The sequence below is a fragment of the Salinicola sp. 4072 genome (genome assembly GCF_036663415.1).
Taxonomy (GTDB): domain Bacteria; phylum Pseudomonadota; class Gammaproteobacteria; order Pseudomonadales; family Halomonadaceae; genus Salinicola; species Salinicola salarius_A.
In genome coordinates this window covers 189,774-215,934 of record NZ_JAXOVV010000003.1, presented here as the reverse complement: position 1 = coordinate 215,934, position 26,161 = coordinate 189,774, and the positions used below count along the sequence as shown (strand labels likewise).

The window sequence follows — 26,161 nt, the reverse complement described above, 5'->3', positions numbered from 1 at the left end:
GCCGTGTGTATGCAGCTCTCGAGCGCGTTTCTTTCAATAGTTTATAAAGGCTTTAATAATTTCCTAAAGCTTGGTCGACACCGTGAGGTCTCTATCCTCGGCACCGTACCGCCCGCCGGGCAAGAATACCGCTTATCGCCCTTTGGGCGAGAATCCATGGGGAGCCAACCATGACTTCAACCGTGACGCAAACTGCACACGCCGATTCCGGCCGTCGAGACAGCTGGCTGTCGACGCCGATCTTCGGCATTCCCCTACCGCTTTTCGCCATCGCCACCCTCGTTCTGATCATCTCCATGGCGACGGACACGATCCCGACCGGGATGATCGGCGCCCTGCTGGTGATGATGATCCTGGGCGAACTCATGGGCTTCATCGGTGATCGGCTGCCGATCGTCAAGAGCTATCTTGGCGGCGGCGCGATCCTGGCCATCTTCGGCGCCGCAGCGCTGGTCTACGTCCAGTGGCTGCCGACCAGCGTCGTCGACAACGTGACCCAGTTCATGAAGGGCGGCGGCTTCCTCAACTTCTACATCGCCGCGCTGATCACCGGCAGCATTCTGGGCATGGACTCCCGCGTGCTGGTCAAGGTCGGCTCGCGCTACGCTCTGCCGTTGATCTGCGCCGTGCTATTCGCCGCCCTGTTCGCGATCGCCGTCGGCTGGATGATGGGCTTCTCGCCGCAGGACGCTGTCGTCGTCATCGCCCTGCCGATCATGGGCGGCGGCATGGGCGCCGGCGCCGTACCGATGAGCCAGATCTACGAGCAGCTGCTGGGCCAGCCGGCGAGCTACTACATTTCCATCCTGGTGCCGGCGCTGGCCCTGGGTAACGTCTTCGCCATCATCATCGCCGGCCTGCTCAACGGCCTGGCCAACCGCATGCCGAGCCTGACTGGCAACGGCCAGATGATGCCGGGCGTGGAAATCGAAGAGCGCGAGAGCAAGCTGGAGCTCTCCAAGCTGGGCATCGGCGTCGTCGCCGCACTCACCTTCTTCGTCGGCGGCGAGATTCTGGGCGGGTTCATTCCGCTGCATCCGTACGCGCTGATGATCATTCTGGTCGCCGTTCTCAAGATCGCCAACGTCGTGCCGGAATCGATCAACGACGCCGCGGCGCAGTGGTTCCAGTTCGTTGCCAAGAACTGGACCTTCGCCCTGCTGTTCGGGATCGGCATTGCCTACACCGATCTCGCCCAGGTGATCGACGCCATCTCCATCACCTACGTGTTGATCGTGTTCGCTGTCGTCGCCGGTGCAGCCTTCGGCGCCGGCCTGGTCGGCAAGCTGGTCGGCTTCTATCCGATCGAGTCCGCGATCACCGCCGGGCTGTGCATGGCCAATATGGGCGGCACCGGGGACGTGGCCGTGCTCTCCGCTGCCAAGCGCATGCAGTTGATGCCGTTCGCCCAGATCTCCTCACGCTTGGGTGGCGCGCTGATCCTGCTGATCTCCAGTATCGTGGTGCCGCTATTCTTTACTTGATGGCGACCTTCACCTGATAGTGGCCTTCACCTGACAACGGCTGTTCTTCATCGAGAAAGGTGACAAAGCAAAACGGCGCCCCTGTTCTTAATGACGGGGCGCCGTTTTGGTTTGCTGATAAACCGATACGCTTGAATTCCCCACCCGATGACGCCTTCCAGAACGGCGCTGAACGACGATCGCCGCGTCGGGTCTCGCGTCATGGATGACGCGAGAGGCGCGTTGGGCAGGATGCCCTTTCGCGCCGACCCGAGCGCGGGCGGTTGGCGTTCAGGGTTTCGCCGTCTGGGGCGTCAAGAAAGGGGAGCGCGAGGGGCTTGCCCCTCGCAATAATGAGCAAAAGGGCGGTTGATGCTCGGTCAGTGGTAAGCAAATGCTGCTCGAATTAGTCATCTGGCAAAACGGACGCACCGTTTAGCCTTCCTCCTCGTCATCGGCCAGATCCCGCCCGAAGCTGCGCCACTGGGCCAGGGTCATCACCTCGGTGCTCTCGGTCTGCAGGTCGTGAACGATCAGCAACTCGCTCCGCTCGAGTTGCCGCTTGAGATCCCGCACCCAGTCATGCATGTCCGTCGCGACATCGGTGGTGTCGTACCCCTGCCGCGTGACGAACGTCTCCAGCAGCGCATCCAGCGTTTCCGCGGGCAGCATGCGGTGCGGGATTTCGATGAAGCGTCCACTCATGTTCCTGCCTCCCATGCGTTCAGCCGTTCGATGAACGTGGCTTCGTCGATCACCTCGACGCCCAGCTCTTCGGCCTTGGTCAGCTTGCTGCCGGCACCGGGCCCGGCGACGACGGTAGCGGTCTTCTTCGAGACGCTGCCGGCGACCTTGGCGCCGAGCGCCTGCAGGCGCGCCTTGCCTTCGTCACGAGTCATGCCCTCCAGGCTGCCGGTCAACACCCAGGTCTGCCCTGCCAGCGGCTGCGGCCGTTCGCCGATAGCCTCCTCTTCCCAGGTCACGCCCACCTTCAGCAGGTCGTCCAGCGTTTCCTGGTTGTGTGTCTGACGGAAGAAAGTATGGATATGGTGGGCCACCACGGGGCCGACATCGTCGACAGCCTTCAAGGCCTCCAGCGAGGCTTCGCGCAGCGCCTGGAGCGTACCGAAGTGGCGCGCCAGGCTGGCCGCCGTGGCTTCGCCCACTTCACGGATGCCGATGGCGTAGACGAAACGCGCCAGCGTGGTGTGCTTGGCCGCCTCGAGCGAATGGACGAGGTTGTTCGCGGATTTTTCCGCCAGCCGGGGCAGTTCGGCGAGTCGTTCGGCTCTCAATCGGAACAGATCGGCCGGCGTCTTGACCCACTCGCGTTCGACCAGCAGATCGATCAGCTTCTCGCCGAGACCGTCGATATCCAGCGCGCGCCGGCTGGCGAAGTGCTTCAACGCCTCCTTGCGCTGCGCCGGGCAGTAAAGGCCACCGGAACAGCGCGCCGCGACCTCGCCTTCCAGCCGCTCGATCTGCGAGCCGCAGACCGGGCAGGCCGTCGGCATCTCGATGGCACGCGCCCCCTCCGGGCGCTGCGACTCGACGACACCGACGATCTGCGGAATGACGTCGCCGGCTCGCCGCACGATCACGGTATCGCCGATGCGAACACCGAGCCGCTCGACCTCGTCCATGTTGTGCAGCGTGGCGTTGGAGACCGTCACGCCAGCGACCTGCACCGGCTCCAGCTTGGCCACCGGCGTCAGCGTACCGACGCGACCGACCTGAAACGCCACGTCGTTGAGCGTCGTGGTCTGCTCCTGGGCCGGGTATTTGTAGGCGATGGCCCAGCGCGGCGCGCGGGAGACGAAGCCCAGCTCGCGCTGATCGCGCAGGCTGTCGACCTTCAGCACGGCGCCGTCGATGTCGTAATCGAGCGTCTCGCGCTGCTCGCCCAGCGTCTGGCAGAACGAGACGACGCCGCTCGCGCCCTCGACGACATCGAGCAGCGGGCTGGTACGGAAACCCAGCTCGCGCAATCGCTTCAGATAGTCGGAATGGGATTGCGCGCTGTCGTCCCCCTCGAGCCGGGCGACCTGATAGGCACAGAACTCCAATGGCCGTTTGGCGGCGATCGAGGAATCCAGCTGCCGGAGGCTGCCGGCAGCGGCATTGCGCGGGTTGGCGAAGACCTTGTCGCCGTTCTCCCGCGCACGCTCGTTCATCGCCTCGAAGCCTGAGTGGCGCATATAGACTTCGCCGCGCACCTCGATCAGCGGCGGCACCGACTTGCCCCGCAGCTTGAGGGGGATGGAGTGGAGCGTACGCAGGTTGAGCGTGACGTCTTCGCCGGTCCGCCCGTCGCCACGCGTTGCGCCCTGGACCAGCCGGCCGTTCTCGTAGACCAGCGACACCGCCAGCCCGTCGAGCTTGGGTTCGCAGCAGAACCTCAGCGTCTCCGAGTCACTCTCGAGCTTGTCGGCGACACGTTTGACGAATGCCTCGAGTTCTTCCGTGCTGAACGCATTATCGAGCGACAGCATCGGCACGGCATGCGTCACTTCCCGAAAGCGTTCGGCCGGCGAAGCCCCGACACGCTGCGTCGGTGAATCCGGCGTCACCAGGTCGGGATGATCGGCTTCCAGCGACTGCAGCTCGCGCAGCAGCTTGTCGTACTCGATATCCGGAATCTGCGGCTGATCTTCGACGTAATAGTGATAGTTGGCATCGTCCAACTGCTGGCGCAGGGCATCGGCCCGCTCGAGGACCGCTTGGGGGATCTGGCTCATGACGCTCGATTCGATCGCTGCACAAAGTGACCCGCATTGTAGCGGAAGCCGATCACGGCTGCCGTAACGCGGAGCCCCGACTCAGGCCGAACGAGGAAACGAAACGACGACGGGGCCCCGAAAGGCCCCGTCGTCAAGTCCGGCTCATTTCGAGCCTTTGCCAACTCAATTGGCTTGATAGCGATGCAACCGATGGCGGCGCTCGAACTCCTGCACCCGTTGACGCGCGAACTCGATCGTCTGGGCGGTCATCACGCTGTGGTTCTCGTCCTTGAGCTCGCCACCGAGATTGCGCACCAGCACCATCGCGGTTTCCAGCATCGCCTCGAAGGCGGCCGAGGTGTCGTTGGCGCCCGGCAGCGGCATCAGGAAGGTCACCCCCGGCGTCACGATCTCCTGCATGTTGTCGAGATCGAAGACGCCCGGCTTGACCACGTTGACCATCGAGAATTGCAGCTCGCTGTCGTCCGCTTCGGTCTCGTAGCGATGGAAAATGCCCATCTCGCTGAAACGCAGGCCGCAGGCCAGCATCAGGTTGAGCAGATCGGCACCGTCGAACCCATCTTCGGTTCTCGCCAGCACACTGATGACGATGATCTCCTCGGAATGCGCCAGGGTTTCGCGGGCACGAGCGGCACTCACGTGATGACGCTTGGCACGCTCCACCGCCGGATGCTGCGTCACGACGTCGTTTCGTGGCGATACGTCGGCATCCTCGGCTGGCGCGACGGACCCTTCTGCCGTCTCCGGTTCGACACGGCGTTCCGAGAGGGTGGGCTCGGGCTGATCGGCCGAGTGCGCCTCGCTGGCCACACGGTCACCGTCATACGAAATCGACGCGCCCTCGGGCGGCACCAGCGTCGTGATCTGCAGCTGGCTCGATGGTTCGGCGACGTCGGTTTCCCGAGATGCCAGACTCGGCTCCTGGTGGCGCTCCGTCGTCTTCTGAACCCGTGTTTCTTCCGCGTCGCGCTTGTGGCTCAGGCGATGAGCCGATTCGCTGACGCGTTTGGCACCCGCGCGAACGGCGCTCTTGACGTTGTGCTGCATGTCGGCGAACGAGGAGCGCGTTCGGCGATCGACGATGCTGCGCTGCAGTTCCTCTTTCGGAATTCGTTCCTGGCGCTTGGGTTCGGAAGGCCTGATCGGTTCCGAACCATTGCCACTGCGTTCAAACGTCGCCGGACGTACGACACGTGCCCCTCCATTGGGCAATTCCCAGTTGACCTCGGCCTCGCGGGCCGCCTGTTCCGGATCCACGTCGGATCCGGCGTCGGATTCGCTGTCTCCGATCGCCTGATCTAGGCGTGGAACCCGACGTTGGCGCTGAAGACGACGGAAACCATCGATCACGATGGTCGCCACCAAAACCAGCCCCAGGATGATCAGCCACTCTCTTAGTTCCATGGGTCGTCTTGCCTGTTCGCGGTGCCACTATGCTGGAAGAGGACAACATGCCTATGGCATGTTCGCACTAGCATAGCGTGATTTGTCAAAAATGGGCTACTTTTTCTTTGTCAAGCGAAGTTTTGCCCATCAGCAATCACCCTTCAATTCCATCCCATGCGAGACATCCTATTACGTCATTAGCCGGTTTGGCTATTTTCGCCAGTATCAGGACGTATCCGCCATCGACGCCGCTTCTTCCACCCCCACCGATACCAGGCGTGACACGCCCGGCTCCTGCATGGTCACGCCCATCAATCGCTCGGCCGCTTCCATTGCGATCTTGTTGTGCGTGATGAAGATGAACTGCACGCTTTCCGACATTTCCTTGACCAGTTTTGCATAGCGTCCCACATTCGCGTCGTCCAGTGGCGCGTCGACTTCGTCGAGCATGCAAAAAGGTGCCGGATTGAGCTGGAAGATGGCGAATACCAGCGACAGTGCCGTCAGTGCTTTCTCTCCCCCGGAAAGCAGGTGAATGGTGCTGTTTTTCTTGCCCGGGGGGCGGGCCATAATGGCCACGCCCGTCTCCAGCAAATCCTCTCCCGTGAGCGTCAACCATGCGGTCCCACCGCCGAAGACTCGGGGAAAAAGTGCCATCAGGCCCTGGTTCACTTCTTCGAAAGTCTGCTTGAAACGGGTGCGCGTCTCCTGGTCGATACGCTTGATCGCACGCTCCAGGGTGTCGATCGCTTCGCTCAGCTCGGCGTGCTGGGCTTCGAGGTAATCACGGCGCTCGGCCTGCTGCTCGTACTCCTCGATCGCAGCCAGGTTGATGGCGCCGAGCCGCCGAATGCGCTCACCGGTCTCTTCCAGCCGAGTCTGCCAGGCGGATTCCGTGGCATTGGGATCGAGATTTTCCTGTAGGCTCCGGGCGTCCTGCTGCTGTTCCGCCAGCGCCTCCTGCTGCGCATCCGCCTTGAGCGTCAACGCCTGAACCTGCATCCGCGCTTCCTGCAACCGCTGGCGGAGCCCTTCCAGATTGCGTTCGTGCTGCTGGCGTTCGATCTCGGTCTGGCGCAACGTCTCGCCGATCTGATTGGCGCGATCCCGGCAACGGTTGAGCGTGGCCTCCTGCTGGGATCGCGTTTCGAGTCGTTGCGCCAGGCGTTCACGCTGATCGTCGTCGGGTTCGCGCAAGGTTTCCAGCTGTTCCTGCAGCAGTTCGACACGTTCGTCGAGTCGCGACAGCTGCTCCCGACTGCGCTCGGCCTGCTGCCGAAGCTCGCCGCGCTGGGCCTCGAGACGCTGACGTTCGAGCGCCAGTTGCTGCTGGGTCTGCCGGGTCTGCTGCTGTTGCTGGCGCAGCTCCGCGAGCCGGGACTGGCTCTGTTCGCGGGCCGCTTGCAGCGCGTCGCGCTCGGCGCTGTTGGCCTCGACCTGATCGAGCGCCTGCTGCCAGCGCTCCCGCACGCTTTCCAGTTCCAGTGCCTGCTCCGCGTGTCGCTCCTGCCCCTGCGCCTGTTCGGCATCGAACTCCCGCAGCCGCGAAATGACATGCTCGAGACGACTCTCCAGCGTCGCCAGCCGGGTCGCCTGCGTCTGACGCTGCTGGGCGAGCCCGCGTTCGTCCTGCCCCAGCGTTTCCAGTGCCGCTTCGCTGGCCTCGACTTCGGACTGCCAGTGTGCGATCCGTGTTTCATGCTCGGCCAGCGTGGCGTCGAGCGTCGCGATCTCCTCGATCAGCGCATCGCGGCGCTGTCGCTGCAGCAGGACGCTGTCCGCATTGGCGTCGTCCCGACCGAGACGCCGGGCCCAGCCCCGCCCCAGCCACAGGCCATCCTGCGTGATCACGCTCTGCCCCGCGGGAAGGTCGGCGACCATCTGCCAGGCCGCCTCCGGGTCATCGACGCAATGAATCGCCGACAGCCACATCGACAGCGCACCGGCGCCCTCGACCCGGGCGCCCAGCGACCGGGGAGGTGCGGCCTCCGGCGACTGGTCCGAGACCACCGGCAGCTCACCGCTGACCAGCGACGCCAGCGGCACGCGGGCGGCTTCCGGATCCGCCAGGCGCGCCTTCAACCACGGCGCGAGCACCCAGGCCACGGTGCGCTCCCAGCCGGCCGCCACCTGGAGACGCTCGGCGACTCGCGGGGCACTACCCAGCGGGTGATCGCCGAGCTGTTCGGCCAGGCTGGCGTCGTCATCGTTGAGGGCCGCGTCGATCAGTGCCTCCAGCGAGGCGATCTCTCCCTGGCAGCGATGCCGACGCTCACGTTCGCTGTCTCTGGCCGCCTGCGCTTCAGCCTGGCTTTGCCGAGCCCGCTCGCGGGACTGCTGATGCGTTTCGCGACGAATCTCCAGCGCCTGCTGCCGTTCGTCCAGCATTGCCAAGTCTTCCCGGAGCGCGTCTCTTTCCGCCTCCAGATCACTGACATCCGGCAGTTCGGACCGCTGCTGCCGTCGACGTTCCAGTTCACGGGCCGCCTCTTCGAGCTGGCGTTCGAGACGCCGGATCGTCTCCTGCTCGCGTTCGGCCCGGTGACGGGCATCCCGGTCGCGTTCGCTGAACGCTTCCCACTGTTGCCGGTGCTCGTCTGCCAGGGCCTCGGCCTCTTCTAGCTGCAGCTCCAGCGTCAGCAGCGATTCGTCCGCGATCTCGGCTTCGGGCAACAGCGTCTCGAGTCGGGTATCGAGCTCCGCGCGGCGCGTCTCGTCCTGCTCGACCAGTTGCGCCAGCGCATCCCGCTCGCGTCGGGCGCTCTCCTGATCGTCGGCGAGCTGCTGCTCACGCTGCCGGGCATGTTCCAGCGACTGCTCCAGCCGGGCGATATCGGCGCCGGTCTGGTAGAACGCGGCCTGGTGCGTTTCCAGCTCCGCGGCCACCGCATCGTGGGCCTCCCGGCCTTCCGCCAATCGGGTTTCGCACTGGCGCTGGCCGAGAATCTCGCGTTCGACCTGGATCTCGCAGTCGCGCACGCGCGCCTCTTCTTCGCGCTGCTGGCTGCGCAGGGCGCGTTCCCGCAGCACCGCGAGCTCGCCGCGCAGGCGATGTTCTTCCTCTTTCAGGGTGCGATAGCGTTTGGCCGCTTCGGCCTGACGCTTGAGCCGTTCGAGCTGCTTGTCGAGCTCTTCGCGGATGTCGTCGAGCCGTTCGAGGTTCTCCTGGGTGCGCCGCAGGCGATTTTCGGTCTCCCGCCGACGCTCCTTGTACTTGGAGATTCCCGCCGCCTCTTCCAGTGTGTTGCGCAACTCTTCCGGCCGCGCCTCGACCAGCCGGGAAATCATGCCCTGGCCAATGATCGCGTAGGAACGCGGCCCGAGCCCGGTGCCCAGGAAGATGTCGGCGATATCGCGGCGACGGCATTTCTGGCCATTGAGGAAATAGCTGGACTGGGCCTCGCGGGTGACCAGGCGCTTGACCGCGATCTCGTTGTAGCCGGCATAGGCGCCGCCGAGATCGCCGTCGCGATTGTCGAAGATCAGCTCGATGGAGGCCTGGCCGACGGGAGAACGGCCGGTGGAACCGTTGAAGATGACGTCTGTCATCGACTCGCCGCGCAGGGTCTTGGCGGAGGATTCCCCCATCACCCAGCGCACAGCGTCGATGACGTTGGACTTGCCGCAGCCGTTGGGTCCGACGATGGCGGTCATGTTGCTGTCGAACGGCACCGTCACCGGATCGACGAACGACTTGAAGCCGGCCAGCTTGATGGACTTGAGACGCATGCGGGGAATCGAGCTCCTGAACCGATATGGCGATGGCGAACTACCCGGTCGGCAACCCGCCATCGCCGGTTTCGGCAGAGCCTAAGGCACCGTGTGATCGATATCCAGCGTCAATGTCCTGGCGCCAGCGATCTCGACGTCATCCAGCCGCCCGTAGAGATCGCCGGATTGCGGCATCGCCTGGCCGGACGCGGAAACCCGCGCCACCAGGAAAACCGGAGTCGCTGGTGGCAGGCGATCCTGCAACAAAGTATCGACTTGCCGCTGCCGTTTGCCTTGCTATGATGGCGGCACCACCTCGGGAGAAGACGATGACAAACGCCGCACCGAGCTATCTGCAGCGCCAGCCGAACCTGCCGCTGATCGACGGCAACTGGGAACCCATCGATGCCACCGATCTGGTCGAGATCCCCCTGCTCGGACAGGTCGCCGCCGGGCTGCCGATGGAAGCCTGCCTCGACGATGCCACGGTTCATGTCCCCGCGAAGCTGGTCCGCCGAAACACCTATGCGCTACGCGTTCGAGGCGATTCGATGGTCGACAGCAACATCTTCGATGGCGATGTCATCATCATCGAGCGCTACGAGTCGGCCGAAAACGGCGAAACGGCGGTAGTCCTGATCAACAACCAGGAAGTGACGCTGAAGAAGCTGTTCATCGAGAAATCCGGCGTCCGCCTGCAACCCGCCAACGACAGCATGCCGCCGATCTATCTGAAGAACGAGGATGTGCAGGTACTCGGCCTGGTCATGGGCGTGATGCGCAACCCACCCCAGGTGGCCTGATTCCCCCGGAATCGACCCAAGTCTTCCGGGCCGAGCAAAAAACTCGGCCTGAGTCAGCCAAGAGAACGCCATGCGCTATCCGATTCCCGATCTTGCCCCGCGTGCGCGACACGCCAATACCGTCGAGATCGAGAAGAGCCGTTTCATCTGCTGGCTCTGTCATGCACCCGACAACGCCGCCTTCGATGTGCTGCTGAACGACGCGCGTTCGACCTATCCCGATGCCAGCCACCACTGTTCCGCCTTCATTGCCGGCGCGCCCGGCGAGCAGATCGCGATCGGCTTTTCGGATGACGGCGAGCCGGGCGGCACCGCCGGACGCCCCATGTTTCAGGCGCTGGAAGGCAGCGGACTGGGGCAGATCGGTGCAGTGGTGACGCGCTACTTCGGCGGCACCAAACTGGGAACCGGCGGGCTGGTTCGTGCCTACACCCAGGCCGTGCTTAAGGCACTCGACACTCTGCCCCGGCGCGAATTCACCGAGCGTCGCGACGTGACCATCCAAGTCGATTTCAGCAACGAAGCGGAAGCCCGCCGCTGGCTGGCGGAGCATGACATTCCGGTGGTCAGCGCCGACTACGATAGCCAGGGGGCGCGTCTGCTGCTGGCGTGGCCGGCCGATGACAGCATCTCGCTGGCCGTGCTGGAGCGGCGCCTGAAAGGCGCACTCGTGCGGCTCTGATCACGCCGTTGTGATCGTCGTCATGCTTTCTCTGTCGCCCCGCCTATCCCTGTCGCCCCGCCTTTCCCTTTGCTCATCTCGTTTTCCTGGCAGGCACCCTGCGCCACCTCGTAGGAGAGCCGTATATGCTCTTCGAGCAGCGCTCGCGCCGCAGCGGTATCGCGTGACATGGCCAGATCGACCAGCTGGCCGTGCTGGTCATTGAGTGTCTCTCGCACCGCATTGTTGGCCGGCGCCATGCGCCGGTAGCGATCGAACTGGTCATGCAGCTGTTCGATGAAACGCAACAGCCAGGGCGAACCGCAGGGCTCCAGCAGATGACGATGGAACTGCAGATGCATCTGCTCCCAATGCTCCAGCTGACCCGGCGTCTCGTCGGCCCGCTTGAGACGGTGAAACGCCGCCAGCAGGCCGGCTTCCCATTCATCGTCACCCGCCTCTAGCGCCTGCGCCAGCGCCTGCCCTTCGAAACGCTGTCTCAGCTCGGCGATGTCGTCCAGTTCGGCACGCGTCAATGCGGGAACCCGGAAGCCACGCTGATTTTCCTGCACCAACAGGCCATAGGCGGCCAATCGATTGAGCGCCTCGCGCAGGGGACTGAGCCCGACCCGGTAACGTTGCTTGAGGGTGGTGATTGCCAGCTTCTGCCCGGCGGCGAAACGTCCATCGATCAAATCGCGCTTCAAGGCCGTGTACAGCTGGCTGGCCGTCATGTTGGCGGTGGGTGCTTCAACTCCCATAAGTGCTCACCTTCCGATCCAGTGATAGAAACTCACTATCTCGCCGACTCAGGTCTTGACCTTCACAAGAATTCGACGCCATAGTAAAAAATCGATTTTTCACATCATAAACGATTAACATCAATTTACCGTACGACCTTCGGCATCCGGCGAACCGCCTTACGGTGAATCGGCTCACAATAATCGAGAAACGCCATGTCCCTCGCTTTCGATCACAACAATCCCTACCCCTCTCGCCGTAGCGCCACCTATGCCGATCGCGGCATGGTCGCGGCTTCGCAGCCACAGGCCAGCCAGGCCGGGCGAGACATGCTGGCCCTGGGTGGCAACGCCATCGACGCCGCCATCGCGACGGCGGCGGTGCTGACTGTGGTCGAACCCACCGGCAATGGAATCGGCGGTGATGCCTTCGCCCTGGTCTGGATTGCCGAAGGCAACGACGGGAAAGGCAAGCTCCACGGTCTCAACGCCAGCGGCCATGCGCCGAAGCGGCTGACGCCGGAAGCCGTCAAGGCCGCCGGCCACGACGAGATGCCGCTGCACGGCTGGACGCCGGTCACCGTCCCCGGCATTCCTGCCGCCTGGGCCGAGCTGTCGAAGCAGTACGGCAAGCTGGACTTCGCCACCCTGCTGGCGCCGGCGATCCGCATCGCCCGGGAAGGTTCCCCGGTTTCGCCGGTGATCAGCCAGCTATGGCAACGCGCCGAGGTCGAATTCCGTGCCAAGGCAAGCGATCCCGCCATTGCGACGTGGCTCGAGGCCTTCGCGCCCGAAGGGCACGCGCCTCGCCCTGGCGAACTCCATCGCAACGAAGCTCAGGCCAGAACGCTCGAAGCCCTGGCCGAGAGCCGCTGCGAAAGCTTCTACCGCGGCGAACTGGCGCAGAAGATCGACGCGTTCTCGCAGGCGACGGGCGGCTACCTTCGCGCCGACGATCTGGCGGATTATCGCCCCGAATGGGTCGAGCCGATCTCGGTCAACTACCGGGGCTACGACGTCTGGGAAATTCCGCCCAACGGTCAGGGCATGGTCGCATTGATGGCGCTGCGCATGATGGAAGGGTTCGATGTCACGGTCCGCGACGACCCGCAACTGCTGCATCGTCAGCTGGAAGCGATGAAGCTGGCCTACACCGATGGCCACCATCACATCACCCAGGCCGAGTACATGCGCACGAGCGTCGCTTCGCTGCTCAGCGACGAGTATGCCGACACCCGCCGCCGCCTGATCGGCGAGAATGCCATCGACCCCGAACCCGGCCAGCCACAGGCCGGCGGCACGGTCTATCTGGCGACCGCCGACAGCGACGGCAACATGGTCTCCTATATCCAGAGCAACTATCACGGCTTCGGCTCCGGCGTCGTAGTGCCCGAAACCGGTATCTCGCTGCAGAACCGGGGTCACGGTTTCAGCCTCGAGGCGGATCATGTCAACGTGCTGGCGCCTGGCAAGCGCACTTTCCATACCATCATCCCCGGCTTTCTGACCCGGGGCGGCACCGCGCTCGGCCCGTTCGGCGTCATGGGCGGCTTCATGCAGCCCCAGGGCCACATGCAGGTCGTCATGAATCTGATCGACTTCGATCTCAACCCGCAGGCGGCGCTGGATGCGCCACGCTGGCAGTGGATGGGCGGACGCAAGATCGGCATCGAACCCGGCTATCCGCTTCACGTGATCCGCGAGATGGCGGCACGTGGTCACCAGATGACCATGGCCGTGGACAGCACCGCCTATGGTCGTGGTCAGATCATCCTGCGAGAACCTCAGAGCGGCGTTTACTGCGGCGGCACCGAGCCGCGCACCGACTCCAGCATCGCGGTGTTCTGATCCATGTCTTCGTCTTTGACAACCCAGCGTCATCTGTTCGTGGCGTTCCTGCGCATCGGCCTGCTCGGATTCGGCGGCGGGCCGTCGATGATTCCGCTGGTTCGCGCCGAGGCGGTCACTCGCTATCAGTGGATGAACGATGAGGAGTTCGGCGACGTGCTGGCCATCGGCAACACCCTGCCCGGCCCCATCGCCACCAAGATGGCCGGCACCATCGGTTATCGGGTTGGCGGCGTGGTCGGCTGTCTCAATGCCGTCCTGGCGGTCATCGTGCCGTGCATCGTGGCGATGGTGGTACTGCTGGGGCTGTTCACCCGTTTCCGCGACCAGCGCTGGATCCAGGGCATGAGCGAAGGCGTCATTCCGGTGGTGATGGTGATGATGGCCCAGCTCACCTGGGACTTCTTCCAGAAGTCACGCATCGTGCTCGGCTGGATCGCGACCCTGATCATGGGGGCGGTCGCCGGCGGTCTGATATACGGGCTCGGTATTCATCCAGGTCTGGTGATTGGCGCGATCCTCATTGCCGCACTGCTGCGACCGGAACGGTGGCGCAAGCGCAGCGGGGAGGCGAAGTCATGATCTACTGGGATCTGTTCCTCGCCTTCTTCATTCCCAACATCATCGGCTATGGCGGCGGGCCGGCGATCATTCCGCTGGTCGAGAATGAAGTCGTCGGCCGCTATGGCTGGATGACCTCCCAGCAATTCGCCGAGACGCTGGCGCTGGGCAATACCCTGCCCAGCCCCATCGCCACCAAGATGGCCGGCTATATCGGCTATGACGTGGCCGGCATCGGCGGCGGACTGGTGGCCACGTTCGCCACCGTCGCCCCTTCACTGATCCTGATGCTGGTAGCGCTGGGAACCCTGTATCGCTACCGGGATTCGATCAAGGTCAAGTCGATGAGCCAGTGGGTCCGGCCGGTGATCATGGTGCTGATGGGCTATCTCACCTGGTCGTTCCTCAACGAAAGCGTCACTGATTCCGGCTGGATTCACACGACCATCATCGGTGCGATCGCCGTGGTGATGCTCTGGCGTCTCAAGCTCCATCCGGTGTGGGCCGTTCTTCTGGGACTGATCTATGGAGGGCTACTGCTCGGGTAGGTGCCAAAGCGCGAGCGCACGCGCCCTCGAAAGGCAGCAACGCAAGAAGCGAAGAAAGTCAACGGACCGAAAAAAGTCGATACGACGTCAAAACCTACAAGCCAAACAAGGACAACTCATGTTCTACGACGTACTCCGTAACGCCGCCCAGGGTAAACTGGGCCGAATGCTCGCCTCCGGCGGCGCGATCGCTTCCCTGACACTGGGGCTCGGTGCGACCGGTCTGGCGACCAGCCAGCTCGCACAAGCCGAAGACTATCCCGACAAGGCCATCGAGTTCATCGTGCCCTGGTCACCCGGCGGTGGCAGCGATGCCCTGATGCGCATCATCTCCAACGCCGCCGACGAGCACATCGGCCAGCCGATGCCGGTGATCAACATGCCCGGCGTCAGCGGTACCATCGGCCTCAAGGAGCTGGCGCAGAAGGATCCCGACGGCTACACCGTCGGCCAGGTCCACGAGGGGCTGATGGCCGCCAACGCCACCGGCCTGACTCAGCTCAACTGGGACGACTTCCAGCCGATCGCCTCGCTGGCCTCCTCGCCCCAGTATCTGGTGGTCAATGCCGACAGCGACTGGGAGACCTTCGAGGATTTCGCCGAATATGCCAAGGAGAATCCCGGTGACATTCGCGTCGGCGCAACGCTCGGCGGCATTCCCCACGTGCATGCGGCGATGATCGAAGACGCCATCGATGCACAGTTCCGATACGTCGGCTTCGAAGGAACCGGCGCTCGCATTCGCGCGCTGGTCGGCGGCCATATCGACGCCTCGATCGGCGATATCTCGTCGAGCCTGGAGTTCGTCAAGAACGGCGACCTACGGTTTCTCGCCATCGGCAGCAAGGAACGTCTCAAGCAGACCCCCGACGTACCGACCTTCAAGGAGCTCGGCTACGACAACCTCAACCTGAGCATCAATCGCGGTATCGTCGCGCCCAAGGAGATCGATCCGGCCAAGGTAGAGACCCTGGCCCAGGGCTTCGAAGCCATGTCCCAGGATCCGAAGTTCGTCGAGCGCGTGAACAAGGCCGGCGCAGAGGTCGAGTTCATGGGGCCGCAGGCCTATGCGGACTACCTCGCCGAGGTCGATGCCACGGTCAAGCGCCTCTCCGGCAAGCTGGCACGATGAGCAAGGATGCCGAGATGGTCTCCCGCCCCGCGCGGGAGACCAGCAGCGAGCACGGCAAGGCGGTCGCCAACGTCATTTTCAATGCCGTCCTGGCCGCGCTGTTCGTCGGGCTGTTCGTGCAGGCCGGCGACCTGCCGTCGTCGATGTGGGAACCGCTGGGTGCCGGCTCGTTCCCGAGGCTGATTCTCGGGGCGCTGGTGATCTTCAATCTGGCGATCGTGGTGCAGTCGATGGCGGCATTGCGCGTCACTGACCGATCCGCGAGCGCCGGTGCAAGACAGTGGTTCCTGCAGCGACGCCTGGCCTTTGCCACGCTGGCGGCGTTTGCCGTCTACGCGCTGCTCATGCCATGGATCGGATTCGCCCTGGCGTCACTGCTGTTCCTGCTCGCCGTGCAGTTCATCCTGGGCGCTCGTCGCGGACGCCGACTGCTGATCGCTGCACTCGTCGCCGTGATCTTCGGCCTGGGTCTCTACATGCTGTTCAGCCACGTGTTCCTGATTTCGCTACCCGCGGGACGCCTGTGGTAGCGCGGAGCGGGTAGCCCGAGACCGGTCGTCCGACTCGAACAAGACCAACGGGACAAGAGAACTTTCCATGCTGATGACCGATGCGCTGCTCAGCAGCGTCGAACAACTGTTTTCGCTGGCGACCCTCGTCAGCATGATGATTGGCGTCATGGCAGGTGTCGTGGCCGCCGCCATTCCCGGTTTCACGATCACCATGGCGATCGTGCTGACGCTACCGGTGACCTTTACCATGTCGCCGCTTCAGGGCGTGGCGACCATGCTCGCCGTGTATGTCGGCGGGGGCTCGGGCGGGTTGATCAGTGCCGCCCTGCTGGGCATTCCGGGCACGCCTTCTGCGGTGGCGACGACGTTCGATGCCTACCCGATGGCGCGCAAGGGCGAACCGGGCCGCGCGCTGGCGCTGGGTATCTGGGCTTCGTTCTTCGGCGCGCTGGTGAGTGCCGTGGTGCTGATCGTCGCCGCGCCACCGCTGGCGATGATCGCCGTCAAACTCGGCCCCTGGGAGTATTTCTCGCTCATCCTGTTCGCTGTCACCGTCGTCGCCAGCCTGGTCGGCAAGTCGGTTCTCAAGGGCTTGATGATGAGCCTGCTGGGGCTGTTCATCGCGACCGTGGGCCAGGATCCGATGATGGGCGTGCCACGCTTTACCTTCGGCATCGACGTGCTGGCGGCCGGCTTTCCGTTCCTGGTGGTACTGATCGGCATCTTTGCGGTGAGCCAGCTGGCCAGCGAGGTGGAGAATCCGTCGGAGCTCCAGCAAGGCAAGGCGCTGGTGAGCGGAAGCATGCAGTTTCGGCCTTTCGCCGTCATGCGCGAGGTTCTGAGCCGCCCTGTAAATCTCTTGCGTTCGTCGCTGCTGGGCGTGGTCATCGGTGCCGTCCCCGGCGCCGGTGGCAGCATCGCCAACCTGATCGCCTACGATCAGGCCAAGCGTGCCTCGAAGACCCCGGAACGCTTCGGTACCGGTATCGCCGATGGCGTGGTCGCCTCCGAGTCGGGCAATTCCGCCACCGCCGGCGGCGGGCTGATCCCGATGATCGCGCTGGGCATTCCCGGTAGCGCGGTCGACGCCGTGCTAATGGCAGCGCTGATGGTACAAGGCGTCAGCGTAGGCCCCAGGCTGATCATGGATAACGCCGATTTGGTCTATGGCATGTTCCTGGCGATGTTCCTGGCCGCCGGCATGGTGCTGGTCTTTTGCCTGATCAGCATGCGCTGGTTCCTGCGAATCACCGAGATTCCCAAGTCGATCATCGTGCCGGTGGTGCTGGTCTGCTGTGCGGTGGGCGCGCTGGCGCTGAACAACCGTATTACCGACCTCTACCTGCTGATCGGCGTCGGCCTGGTGGGTTATCTGCTGGCCAAGCTCGATTACCCGCTGGCCCCGCTGGTACTCGGCGTCATCCTCGGGCCGATCGCCGAGACCAATCTGCGCCGAGCGCTGATGGCCGACGAGGACTGGACGCTGTTCTTCACCCGCCCGATCTCGGCGGGCCTGCTGGTGCTCGCGGTACTGTCGGTCGCGTTTACCGTCCGGCGCATCCTCCAGCAACGGGCTGCCGCCCGCGCCTGACGAGAGTGAGCGGCATGCTTCTGGCATACCGCTCACTGACCATCTTTTCAGTGGCGCTCAGCGAGAGATGTGCCAGGGCCTGATGCCGGTTCAGCACGGCCGTGCATGAAATGGCAATAGGCCCTAACATGGCGACCGATCATCGGAGGTCGCATGGCACAGCCTTTCCCCTATCCAGATACGTCCGCTTTTCGTGGCGACAGGTTCAATTTCCATAGCGAAACGCCGTTTTCCCGAGCCGCCTCGGCCACAGGCCGTATCGGCCTGGCACCGATGGAAGGTGTCATCGATGCCGACACCCGTGCGCTGTTGAGCGAGGACGGCGCGCTGGACTGGTGTGTCACCGAATTCGTGCGAGTCGTCGACGCGAAGCTGCCGCCACGGGTGTTTCTGCGCCATTGCCCCGAGCTGGCGACGGCAGGTTCGTCCGGGCCGATCACGCCCTCGGCCACGCCCGTCACGTTGCAGTTGCTCGGCTCCGATCCGCAGGCACTGGCGGCCAACGCCGAACAGGCGATCGCGCAGGGAACGACGCGGCTCGATCTCAACTTCGGCTGCCCGGCCAAGACCGTTAATCGCCACGACGGCGGTGCGTCGCTGCTGCGTACGCCAGCGCGCGTCTACGCTGCCGTCGCGGCGGTCTCGGACGTCGGGAAACGGTTCGGCGTATCGGTCAACGCCAAGCTGCGCCTCGGCTTCGATGACAAGCAGCTGGCCCTGGCCTGTGCGCAAGCGGCCGAAGCCGGCGGCGCCGAGGAACTGGTCGTGCATGCGCGAACGCGACGCGAGGGCTATCGTCCGCCAGCCCACTGGGAATGGATCGCTCGGATCCGGACCGCCGTGAGCGTGCCGGTGGTGGCCAATGGCGATATCTGGTCGCTGGAGGACTACTGGAAGGCGCGTTCACTCTCGGGTTGCGACGATGTGATGCTGGGTCGCGGCATGCTGGCAGACCCCTGGTTGGCACGACGCATTCGTCATTGGCAGATCTCGGACGGCGAGCGCCTACCCACTACACCGTGGTCGGCACGTAGCGCCGTGCTGAACCGCTATGCCGAGGCAAAACGAAGCGCGGGGATGTCGGAGAAGGTGATCGTGTCGCTGTTGAAACAGTGGCTGAACATCATGCGTGGCCGAGATGCAGAGGCGGCGTCGCGCTTCATGGCATTGCGCCGGGAGACAGCGCTGGACGCCTTCCTCGCGGGTCTGAACGCCTCCGAGCCGGCACCGACATCGACCCACGACTCCTCGGCAGCGTTCGCCTAGCAAGCATCCTCACCGGCTCTGGCCGGACAAACCGTCATGCGTGGCCGGCGCGTCGATGTCCTATCGGCGCTCGGCTGCGATCGGCCAGATATCGCCGATCAGATACCCGACAAACAAAAACCCCCGCGCCCTGTATAAGAACATGAGTGCGGGGGTTTTCGTCTATATGGCGCGCCCGGGAGGATTCGAACCTCCGACCACCTGATTCGTAGTCAGGTACTCTATCCAGCTGAGCTACGGGCGCTTGAAATCTTGTGAAGCAGCGATGCCGGTTTACCCGACTTTAGTGAGTGGCGCGCCCGGGAGGATTCGAACCTCCGACCACCTGATTCGTAGTCAGGTACTCTATCCAGCTGAGCTACGGGCGCTTGATCACTAACTTCTTTCACACTGTCTTTCTTCACACTGTGTTGATCGCGGTTTCCGATTTCCCGGAAATGGCGGAGAGGGAGGGATTCGAACCCTCGATAGGGCTATAAACCCTATACTCCCTTAGCAGGGGAGCGCCTTCAGCCACTCGGCCACCTCTCCCCGATCAGCACGGCGCGTAGATTACCGATTCCGATGAGTGTTGTCCAGCCAACAGACAAACTTTTTTCGAAAAAAACCTTAGAGGATGAAGAAGTTACCAGAAAGCCAGGATAGAAGGCTGATGCCTGCGGACGAAGAAGGTCTTCAGGGGTAGCCCGAGCCGATAAAGGGGACGACTTCACCAGCCCAGACGGTACCAAAGCGCCTATCCAGCACTCACGCGCCAGGATCGCCGTCTTCGTCTTCGGATTTCTCGCGCTGAATGCGCTGATAGATCTCTTCACGGTGGACGGCCACATCCTTGGGCGCATTCACGCCAATACGCACCTGATTCCCTTTCACTCCCAGAACCGTGACGGTAATGTCGTCGCCGATCATGAGAGTCTCTCCCACGCGACGGGTCAGGATGAGCATTATCTGATCTCCTTCTCAGGGCCTTCTTCCATTCTCGGGTCACGTTCTCGGGCTTCCGCGAGGCAAGCCTGCCACCCGAGAAGCGATTATGCGTCATACGGACCTTCAGGCCAATGACGCCGTTCCATGCAAACCCGCGGCAACGTTGAAAGAACGCATGTTCCTTTCACTTCCTTCCAACTCACCCTTAGCGTAGAACGCCTGAGACATTGTTGAAGGTGTTATTCAGCTATTCGCTCTGAATACTGTCTTTGTCGAGGCCAAAAGCGGTGTGCAACGCACGTACGGCAAGTTCCATCGCCTTCTCGTCGATCACCACGGATATCTTGATCTCGGATGTCGACACCATGCGGATGTTGATATTCTCTTCGGAGAGCACCCGGAACATCCTGGACGCCACGCCGGCGTGAGAACGCATGCCGACACCGACCAGCGAGACCTTGGCGATGTTTTCGTCGCCACGCAGCTCTCCACCGCCGAGCGCCGGGATGACGTCATTCTGCAGAATCCGCATGGTCTGCTTGTAGTCGCCCTTGGCCACGGTGAAGGTGAAATCGGTGTAGTCGCCAGCCGGGGCCACGTTCTGCACGATCATGTCGACTTCGATATTGGCGTCGGCGATCGGCCCCAGGATGCGCGAGGCCACGCCGGGCACGTCCGGGGTATTGAGCAGGGTCAGCTTGGCTTCGTTCGCCGTGAAGGCGATACCGGAGATCAGCGGTTCTTCCATCGATTCGAATTCCTCGTCTGCCACGATCAGCGTGCCCGGTCCTTCCTCGAAACTCGAAAGCACGCGTAACGGTACGTTGTATTTGCCGGCGAACTCCACGGCACGGATCTGCAACACCTTGGAGCCCAGGCTGGCGAGCTCCAGCATCTCCTCGACCGTAATCTTCTCCAGGCGCTGAGCCTTGGAGCAGACGCGGGGGTCCGTGGTGTAGACGCCGTCGACGTCAGTGTAGATCTGGCACTCATCGGCATTCAGGGCCGCGGCCAGGGCGACACCGGTCGTGTCCGAACCGCCGCGCCCCAGCGTGGTGATGTTGCCTTCCTCGTCGACGCCCTGGAAACCCGCGACGACGACGACCTGACCATCGTTCAGATCGTCCTGAATCTCATCGGTCTCGATGCGCTGGATCCGCGCCTTGGTGTGCGCGCTGTCGGTACGGATTCCTACCTGAGCACCGGTATAGGAGGTCGCCGGCACGCCCAGCTGATGCAAGGCCATGGCCAGCAGCGAAATGGTGACCTGCTCCCCGGTCGAGACCAGCATGTCCATCTCTCGAGGCGTCGGATCCTCGTTGATCTGGCTGGCCAGCTCGATGAGCCGGTTGGTCTCGCCGCTCATTGCCGACACCACGACCACGACCTGATGTCCCGCATCGCGGTCCCGCTTGACCTTCTCGGCCACCGCTTTGATCCGCTCGACCGAGCCGACCGATGTGCCTCCAAACTTTTGTACGTATAGCGCCATGAGTCTGCTTATCGCTCCCTAGCGTTGTCGGCCGGCGCTGGCGCCGACCGTGAATGCATTTAGCCCAGCCCCTAGCTCAGTTTCTGCGCGACCCAGGCCGGTACGCCTTCCAGTGCTACCGGCAATTGCGCCGGGTCGCTACCACCGGCCTGCGCCATGTCAGGGCGTCCACCGCCCTTGCCGCCCACCTGCGCAGCGACGTGATTGACCAGCTCGCCGGCCTTGACCTTGGCGGTCAGATCGTCGGTCACGCCGGCAATCAGGCTGACCTTGCCATCCTGAGCCGTCGCCAGCACCAGGACTCCCGAGCCCAGCTTCTGCTTGAGCTGATCGTGCAGGCTCCGCAGCTCCTTGCCCGAGATTCCCTCGACCTGCGTTGCCAGTACCCGAACCCCGGCAACGTCCTGCGCTTCGGCCAGCAGGTCGTTGCCTGCCGCGCTCGCCAGCTTGGCCTTGAGTCGCTCGAGCTCCTTTTCCAGCGAGCGTTGACGCTCGAGCACGGCATCCAGGCGTTCCACGACCTGCTCCGGCTTGGCTTTCAGCCGCTCGCCGACGGCATTGAGCTCCCGCGACTGGGCATCGAACCAGGCCAGGGCGCCCTCGCCGGTGACCGCCTCGATGCGACGCACCCCAGCGGCCGTACCCGACTCCGAGACGATATGGAAAGGCCCGATATCGCCGCTGCGCGCCACATGCGTGCCGCCGCAGAGTTCGATCGAGAAGTCGTCGCTGCCGATCGTCAGCACACGCACGCTATCCAAGTACTTGGCTTCGAACAGCGCTCGGGCCCCCTTGGCCTTGGCCTCGTCGAGCGTCATCAATTCGGTCTGCGTCGGCGCGTTGGCCAGCACCTGAGCATTGACGATACGCTCGATCTGCGCCAGCTGTTCCGGCGTGACCGGTTCGAAATGGCTGAAATCGAAACGCAGACGCTCGGCGCTGACCAGCGAGCCCTTCTGCTGCACGTGGTCGCCGAGCGTCAGACGCAGCGCCTCGTGAAGCAGGTGAGTGGCCGAATGGTTGCGCATGGTCGCCTGACGCAGCGTGGCGTCCACCTGGGGCGTGAGCGTCTCGCCCACGGCCAGACGGCCCTCGACCATGACGCCTTCGTGGAGATGATGCCCGGCCTGCTTGCGGGTATCGGTGACCTGGAAACGGCCGCCACCGGCCTTCAGGTAGCCGGTATCCCCCACCTGGCCGCCGGACTCGCCGTAGAACGGCGTGCGATCCAGCACCACGACGCCCTTCTGGCCTTCCTCGAGCGCGTCGAGGGCATTGCCCTCTCCATCGACGATCGCCGTTACCGTCGACAAATCTTCGAGACGGTCGTAACCGGTAAACTCGGTGCTGCCCTCGAGCTCGAGCGCGGCGCCGTAGTCGCCGCCGAACTGGCTGGCGGCCCGCGCGCGCTGACGCTGCGCCTCCAGCTCGCGCTCGAAGCCGGCCTCGTCGAGCGTGACACCACGCTCGCGGCAGACGTCCGCGGTCAGGTCGTAGGGGAAGCCGTAGGTATCGTAGAGCTTGAAGATCGTCTCGCCCGCCAGGACATCGCCCTCCAGCGTGGAAAGCGCCTCTTCGAGCAGCCCCATGCCATGATCCAGGGTACGCGCGAACTGCTGCTCTTCCTTCAGCAGCACGCGTTCGATCTGATCGCGAGCCTGATGGAGTTCGGGGTAGGCCTCGCCCATCTCGGCGTCCAGCGCCGCCACCAGCTTGTGGAAGAACGGCTCGCTGGCGCCCAGCTTGTGACCGTGGCGCACCGCGCGACGGATGATGCGGCGCAGCACGTAGCCGCGCCCTTCGTTGGACGGCAGCACGCCGTCGACGATCAGGAAGGCGCAGGAGCGGATATGGTCGGCGATGACGCGCAGCGAAGGCGTCTTGATATCGCCGTGGCCGGTCAGCTCGGCAGCGGCCTTCAACAGGTTCTGGAACAGATCGATTTCGTAGTTGGAGTGCACGCCCTGCATCACCGCCGCCATGCGCTCCAGGCCCATGCCGGTATCGATCGACGGCTTGGGCAGTGGCGTCATCTTGCCGGAGGCGTCGCGGTCGAACTGCATGAAAACGAGGTTCCACACTTCGATATAGCGATCGCCGTCCTCTTCCGGGCTGCCCGGCGGGCCACCCCAGACTTCGGGGCCATGATCGTAGAAGATTTCCGAGCAGGGTCCGCAAGGGCCGGTGTCGCCCATCTGCCAGAAGTTGTCCTCGTCCAGGCGCGACAGGCGCGCCGGATCGACACCGATGTCTTCGACCCAGATCCTGGCCGCTTCATCGTCGCTGATATGGACGGTGACCCAGAGCTTGTCCTGGGGTAATCCCAGCACCTCGGTGATGAAAGTCCAGGCATAACGGATGGCGTCGGCCTTGAAGTAGTCACCGAAGCTGAAGTTGCCCATCATCTCGAAGAAGGTGTGATGGCGGGCGGTATAGCCGACGTTGTCGAGGTCGTTGTGCTTGCCGCCGGCGCGCACGCAGCGCTGTGCCGACGTGGCACGCACGTAAGGACGCGGATCTCGACCGAGGAACACGTCCTTGAACGGCACCATGCCGGCGTTGGTGAAGAGAAGCGTCGGGTCGTTTTCCGGCACCAGGGAGGCGGAAGGCACGATGGTGTGTCCGCGCTCCTCGAAGAATCTCAGGAAAGCCTGTCTGATATCTGCACTTTTCATAAACAATCCGTGGCGATAGGCGCGTCCACGGCGGCTAGCAGACCACGTGGCGACGCAAAATCCGGCAACGGAAAGGCGCTATCAACACCTCTCCGGCCATCGCAAAGCGCATTAGTATAACGTGGAGGGCCAATAGTCTGTCGAGTGCGACGCCACTGTCGGCGGGATTCGACAGCTCGGTCTCTTCGCTGCCTGTCTTCGAAGAACCAGATGCGTTCCGCCAGGGAAAGCGATATCAGACGTACCAGAGACGGTTCGCCGGTTTGGTGGGAAATCTGGAGACGAAGCATACGGAGATCGTATGAGGAAAAGGTGGTGCGAGGAGGAAAGGTGGTGCGAGGAGAAACGCCGTGGAGAATTCGAAATATCGTGCCGCTTTGAACCAGCGGCACGGAGCGGTGGCGAACCCATAAATAGGAATCGAGAGAGCCGAATTTCAGTAGCCGAAGATCACGCTCCGTCGTTCCAGGCATGCCTCATGGCGTGGCGAACCTGATCGAATTCGAAGCCGCGCCCGGCAAGGAAGCGCTCGCGCTTGGCGCGTTCCCGTGGCGTTGCACCGGGGCCGTCGAAACGCTTGGCCAGTGCCTCGCAAGCCAGGCTCTGCCAATCGGCGGACTCCGCCTCGAAAGCCAGCACCATCAGTGGTTCGGCGATGCCGCGCTGTCCCATGTCGACGCGAATCCTGACAGGCCCCTGCCCCCGCGCGATGCGCGAGCGCACGAAGACTTCGGCAAAACGCGCATCGGACTGAAGACCCTCATCGGCCAAATCATCCAGCACGCGATGGATATCGTCGCCGTCGACGCCTTTGGCGCTCAGCCGGCTCACCAGCTCGGCGCGAGAGTACTCGCGCCGAGCCAGGAACTGGATGGCCATGTCCCGAGGAGACGCCTCTCGGGACCTGGCGCCGCCGGAAGGCTCGCCGCCGCCGTTACCGAACATCGGTAAAGCTCCCGGAAAGCCTTACAGCAACGTATCGTTGGCGTCGTCGCTTTCGGCAGCGGCAGCCTCGGGCGCCTTTTCCTGCGTCGTCGGCGTGGCGAGCAGCTGGGCCCGGATCTGGTCTTCGATCTCGGTCATCGTCTCGGGATGCTCCTCGAGATACTGCGCGGCATTGGCCTTGCCCTGACCGATCTTGCTGCCCTTGTAGCTGTACCAGGCACCTGCCTTGTCCACCAGATTGCACTGAACGCCGAGATCGATGACCTCGCCGGCGTGGTAGATGCCCTTGCCGTACAGGATCTGGAACTCGGACTGCCGGAACGGTGGCGCCACCTTGTTCTTGACCACCTTGACCCGGGTCTCGTTGCCGGTGACCTCGTCGCCCTGCTTGACCGAGCCGATACGACGAATATCGAGGCGCACGCTGGAGTAGAACTTCAGCGCGTTACCACCGGTGGTGGTCTCCGGGCTGCCGAACATGACACCGATCTTCATGCGGATCTGGTTGATGAACACCACCATGCAGTTGGCGTTCTTGATGTTGCCGGTGATCTTGCGCAGCGCCTGCGACATCAGACGCGCCTGCAGACCGACGTGGGAATCGCCCATTTCCCCTTCGATCTCGGCACGCGGCGTCAACGCCGCCACGGAGTCGATGATGATGACGTCGACACCACCCGAGCGCACCAGCATGTCGCAGATTTCCAGCGCCTGCTCGCCCGTGTCGGGCTGCGACACCAGCAGATCGTCGAGATTGACGCCCAGCTTCTCGGCGTAGCTGGGATCGAGCGCGTGCTCGGCATCGATGAAGGCGCAGGTCTTGCCGTCCTTCTGCGCCTGGGCGATGACCGATAGCGTCAGCGTCGTCTTGCCCGAGGATTCCGGACCGAAGATCTCGACGACACGGCCGTAAGGCAAGCCGCCGACACCCAGTGCGATATCCAGCCCCAGAGAGCCCGTCGACACTACCGGAATCGCGGTACGCGGGGTGTCACCCAGGCGCATCACGGTGCCCTTGCCGAATTGGCGATCGATCTGTGACAGAGCCGCATTGAGTGCCTTGCTGCGGTTTTCGTCCTGTGCCATGAACGTCTCCTATGAATGCGCAGGGTGAGACGGGGCAACGCCAGTCACGGCGCTCGGCTCACATACTGTATGA

At 63.5% G+C, this 26,161-nt stretch carries 21 protein-coding genes and 3 tRNA genes; 10 read left to right on the top strand and 14 right to left on the bottom strand.

Translation table 11 applies throughout. The features are described from left to right. Positions 1–170: 170 nt before the first annotated feature. Positions 171–1,484, top strand: a complete 1,314-nt coding sequence (locus R3F72_RS04515) for a 2-hydroxycarboxylate transporter family protein (protein ID WP_087718154.1) — start codon at positions 171–173, stop codon at positions 1,482–1,484. Between the two features lie 414 nt (positions 1,485–1,898). Here R3F72_RS04515 and R3F72_RS04510 read toward each other — a convergent pair whose 3' ends face one another. From R3F72_RS04510 to R3F72_RS04490, 5 genes are all read right to left on the bottom strand, one after another. Continuing rightward, positions 1,899–2,168, bottom strand: coding sequence for a YheU family protein (locus R3F72_RS04510; protein ID WP_087718155.1), 270 nt, complete (start codon positions 2,166–2,168; stop codon positions 1,899–1,901). Beyond that, positions 2,165–4,201, bottom strand: coding sequence for an NAD-dependent DNA ligase LigA (ligA, locus tag R3F72_RS04505; RefSeq protein WP_087718156.1), 2,037 nt, complete (start codon positions 4,199–4,201; stop codon positions 2,165–2,167). The genes R3F72_RS04510 and ligA overlap by 4 nt, the downstream gene beginning before the upstream one ends. 165 nt (positions 4,202–4,366) lie before the next feature. After that, a complete protein-coding gene (zipA, locus tag R3F72_RS04500; RefSeq protein ID WP_087718157.1) occupies positions 4,367–5,608 on the bottom strand; it encodes a cell division protein ZipA in 1,242 nt (413 codons plus the stop codon). A 207-nt stretch (positions 5,609–5,815) separates the two neighbouring features. Continuing rightward, positions 5,816–9,319 carry a chromosome segregation protein SMC gene (smc, locus tag R3F72_RS04495; protein ID WP_332779002.1) on the bottom strand — a complete coding sequence of 1,168 codons (3,504 nt, stop codon included), beginning with the start codon at positions 9,317–9,319 and terminating at the stop codon, positions 5,816–5,818. 81 nt (positions 9,320–9,400) lie between these two features. Then, positions 9,401–9,565, bottom strand: coding sequence for a c-type cytochrome biogenesis protein CcmI/CycH (locus tag R3F72_RS04490; RefSeq protein ID WP_179208828.1), 165 nt, complete (start codon positions 9,563–9,565; stop codon positions 9,401–9,403). A 65-nt stretch (positions 9,566–9,630) separates the two neighbouring features. Here R3F72_RS04490 and R3F72_RS04485 point away from each other — a divergent pair, with 65 nt between their 5' ends. Both R3F72_RS04485 and R3F72_RS04480 read left to right on the top strand, forming a co-directional pair. Then, the gene (locus R3F72_RS04485) at positions 9,631–10,104 is read left to right on the top strand and encodes a LexA family protein (protein ID WP_087718159.1); all 474 of its coding nucleotides are present in this window, start codon (positions 9,631–9,633) and stop codon (positions 10,102–10,104) included. 70 nt (positions 10,105–10,174) lie between these two features. Then, positions 10,175–10,786 (top strand): IMPACT family protein, encoded by a 612-nt coding sequence (locus R3F72_RS04480; RefSeq protein WP_087718160.1) that lies wholly within the window; start codon positions 10,175–10,177, stop codon positions 10,784–10,786. 20 nt (positions 10,787–10,806) lie between these two features. Here the strand turns inward: R3F72_RS04480 and R3F72_RS04475 are convergent, their stop codons facing one another. After that, positions 10,807–11,526: a GntR family transcriptional regulator gene (locus tag R3F72_RS04475; RefSeq protein WP_303856072.1), complete on the bottom strand. Its 720-nt coding sequence runs from the start codon at positions 11,524–11,526 to the stop codon at positions 10,807–10,809. Between the two features lie 195 nt (positions 11,527–11,721). On the opposite strand from R3F72_RS04475, the gene R3F72_RS04470 reads away from it, so the two are divergent. The 7 genes from R3F72_RS04470 (at position 11,722) to R3F72_RS04440 (ending at position 18,963) form a co-directional block, all read left to right on the top strand. Further along, positions 11,722–13,353 carry a gamma-glutamyltransferase family protein gene (locus R3F72_RS04470; protein ID WP_332779001.1) on the top strand — a complete coding sequence of 544 codons (1,632 nt, stop codon included), beginning with the start codon at positions 11,722–11,724 and terminating at the stop codon, positions 13,351–13,353. A 3-nt stretch (positions 13,354–13,356) separates the two neighbouring features. Continuing rightward, entirely contained in the window at positions 13,357–13,935 is a 579-nt protein-coding gene (locus R3F72_RS04465) for a chromate transporter (RefSeq protein ID WP_087718163.1), read from the top strand. Further along, on the top strand, positions 13,932–14,462 hold the full coding sequence (locus R3F72_RS04460) for a chromate transporter (protein WP_087718164.1): 531 nt from the start codon (positions 13,932–13,934) through the stop codon (positions 14,460–14,462). Before R3F72_RS04465 ends, R3F72_RS04460 begins: the two co-directional genes overlap by 4 nt. 118 nt (positions 14,463–14,580) lie before the next feature. Continuing rightward, a complete protein-coding gene (locus R3F72_RS04455; protein ID WP_218776951.1) occupies positions 14,581–15,594 on the top strand; it encodes a Bug family tripartite tricarboxylate transporter substrate binding protein in 1,014 nt (337 codons plus the stop codon). Further along, complete coding sequence (locus tag R3F72_RS04450; protein WP_087718165.1) at positions 15,591–16,124, top strand: tripartite tricarboxylate transporter TctB family protein; 534 nt, start codon at positions 15,591–15,593, stop codon at positions 16,122–16,124. The genes R3F72_RS04455 and R3F72_RS04450 overlap by 4 nt, the downstream gene beginning before the upstream one ends. A 67-nt stretch (positions 16,125–16,191) precedes the next feature. After that, the gene (locus R3F72_RS04445) at positions 16,192–17,697 is read left to right on the top strand and encodes a tripartite tricarboxylate transporter permease (protein WP_332779000.1); all 1,506 of its coding nucleotides are present in this window, start codon (positions 16,192–16,194) and stop codon (positions 17,695–17,697) included. 273 nt (positions 17,698–17,970) lie between these two features. Continuing rightward, on the top strand, positions 17,971–18,963 hold the full coding sequence (locus R3F72_RS04440; protein WP_332779010.1) for a tRNA dihydrouridine synthase: 993 nt from the start codon (positions 17,971–17,973) through the stop codon (positions 18,961–18,963). A gap of 167 nt (positions 18,964–19,130) precedes the next feature. On the opposite strand, the gene R3F72_RS04435 is transcribed toward R3F72_RS04440, so the two are convergent. The 8 genes from R3F72_RS04435 to recA all read right to left on the bottom strand — a co-directional run bounded on the left by R3F72_RS04435 (position 19,131) and on the right by recA (position 26,088). Further along, positions 19,131–19,207 (bottom strand) — tRNA-Arg (locus tag R3F72_RS04435). A 47-nt stretch (positions 19,208–19,254) separates the two neighbouring features. Beyond that, a tRNA-Arg gene (locus R3F72_RS04430) sits at positions 19,255–19,331 on the bottom strand. Positions 19,332–19,401: 70 nt separating this feature from the next. Continuing rightward, positions 19,402–19,494, bottom strand: a tRNA-Ser gene (locus R3F72_RS04425). A 216-nt stretch (positions 19,495–19,710) separates the two neighbouring features. Next, the gene (csrA, locus tag R3F72_RS04420; RefSeq protein WP_075570877.1) at positions 19,711–19,908 is read right to left on the bottom strand and encodes a carbon storage regulator CsrA; all 198 of its coding nucleotides are present in this window, start codon (positions 19,906–19,908) and stop codon (positions 19,711–19,713) included. Positions 19,909–20,137: 229 nt separating this feature from the next. After that, complete coding sequence (locus tag R3F72_RS04415; protein ID WP_071230654.1) at positions 20,138–21,382, bottom strand: aspartate kinase; 1,245 nt, start codon at positions 21,380–21,382, stop codon at positions 20,138–20,140. Between the two features lie 71 nt (positions 21,383–21,453). Beyond that, positions 21,454–24,057, bottom strand: coding sequence for an alanine--tRNA ligase (gene alaS / locus R3F72_RS04410; protein WP_303855585.1), 2,604 nt, complete (start codon positions 24,055–24,057; stop codon positions 21,454–21,456). A 450-nt stretch (positions 24,058–24,507) separates the two neighbouring features. Next, positions 24,508–25,002, bottom strand: a complete 495-nt coding sequence (locus tag R3F72_RS04405) for a regulatory protein RecX (RefSeq protein WP_087718168.1) — start codon at positions 25,000–25,002, stop codon at positions 24,508–24,510. Positions 25,003–25,023: 21 nt separating this feature from the next. After that, positions 25,024–26,088 carry a recombinase RecA gene (gene recA / locus R3F72_RS04400; RefSeq protein ID WP_087718169.1) on the bottom strand — a complete coding sequence of 355 codons (1,065 nt, stop codon included), beginning with the start codon at positions 26,086–26,088 and terminating at the stop codon, positions 25,024–25,026. Between the last annotated feature and the right edge of the window lie 73 nt (positions 26,089–26,161).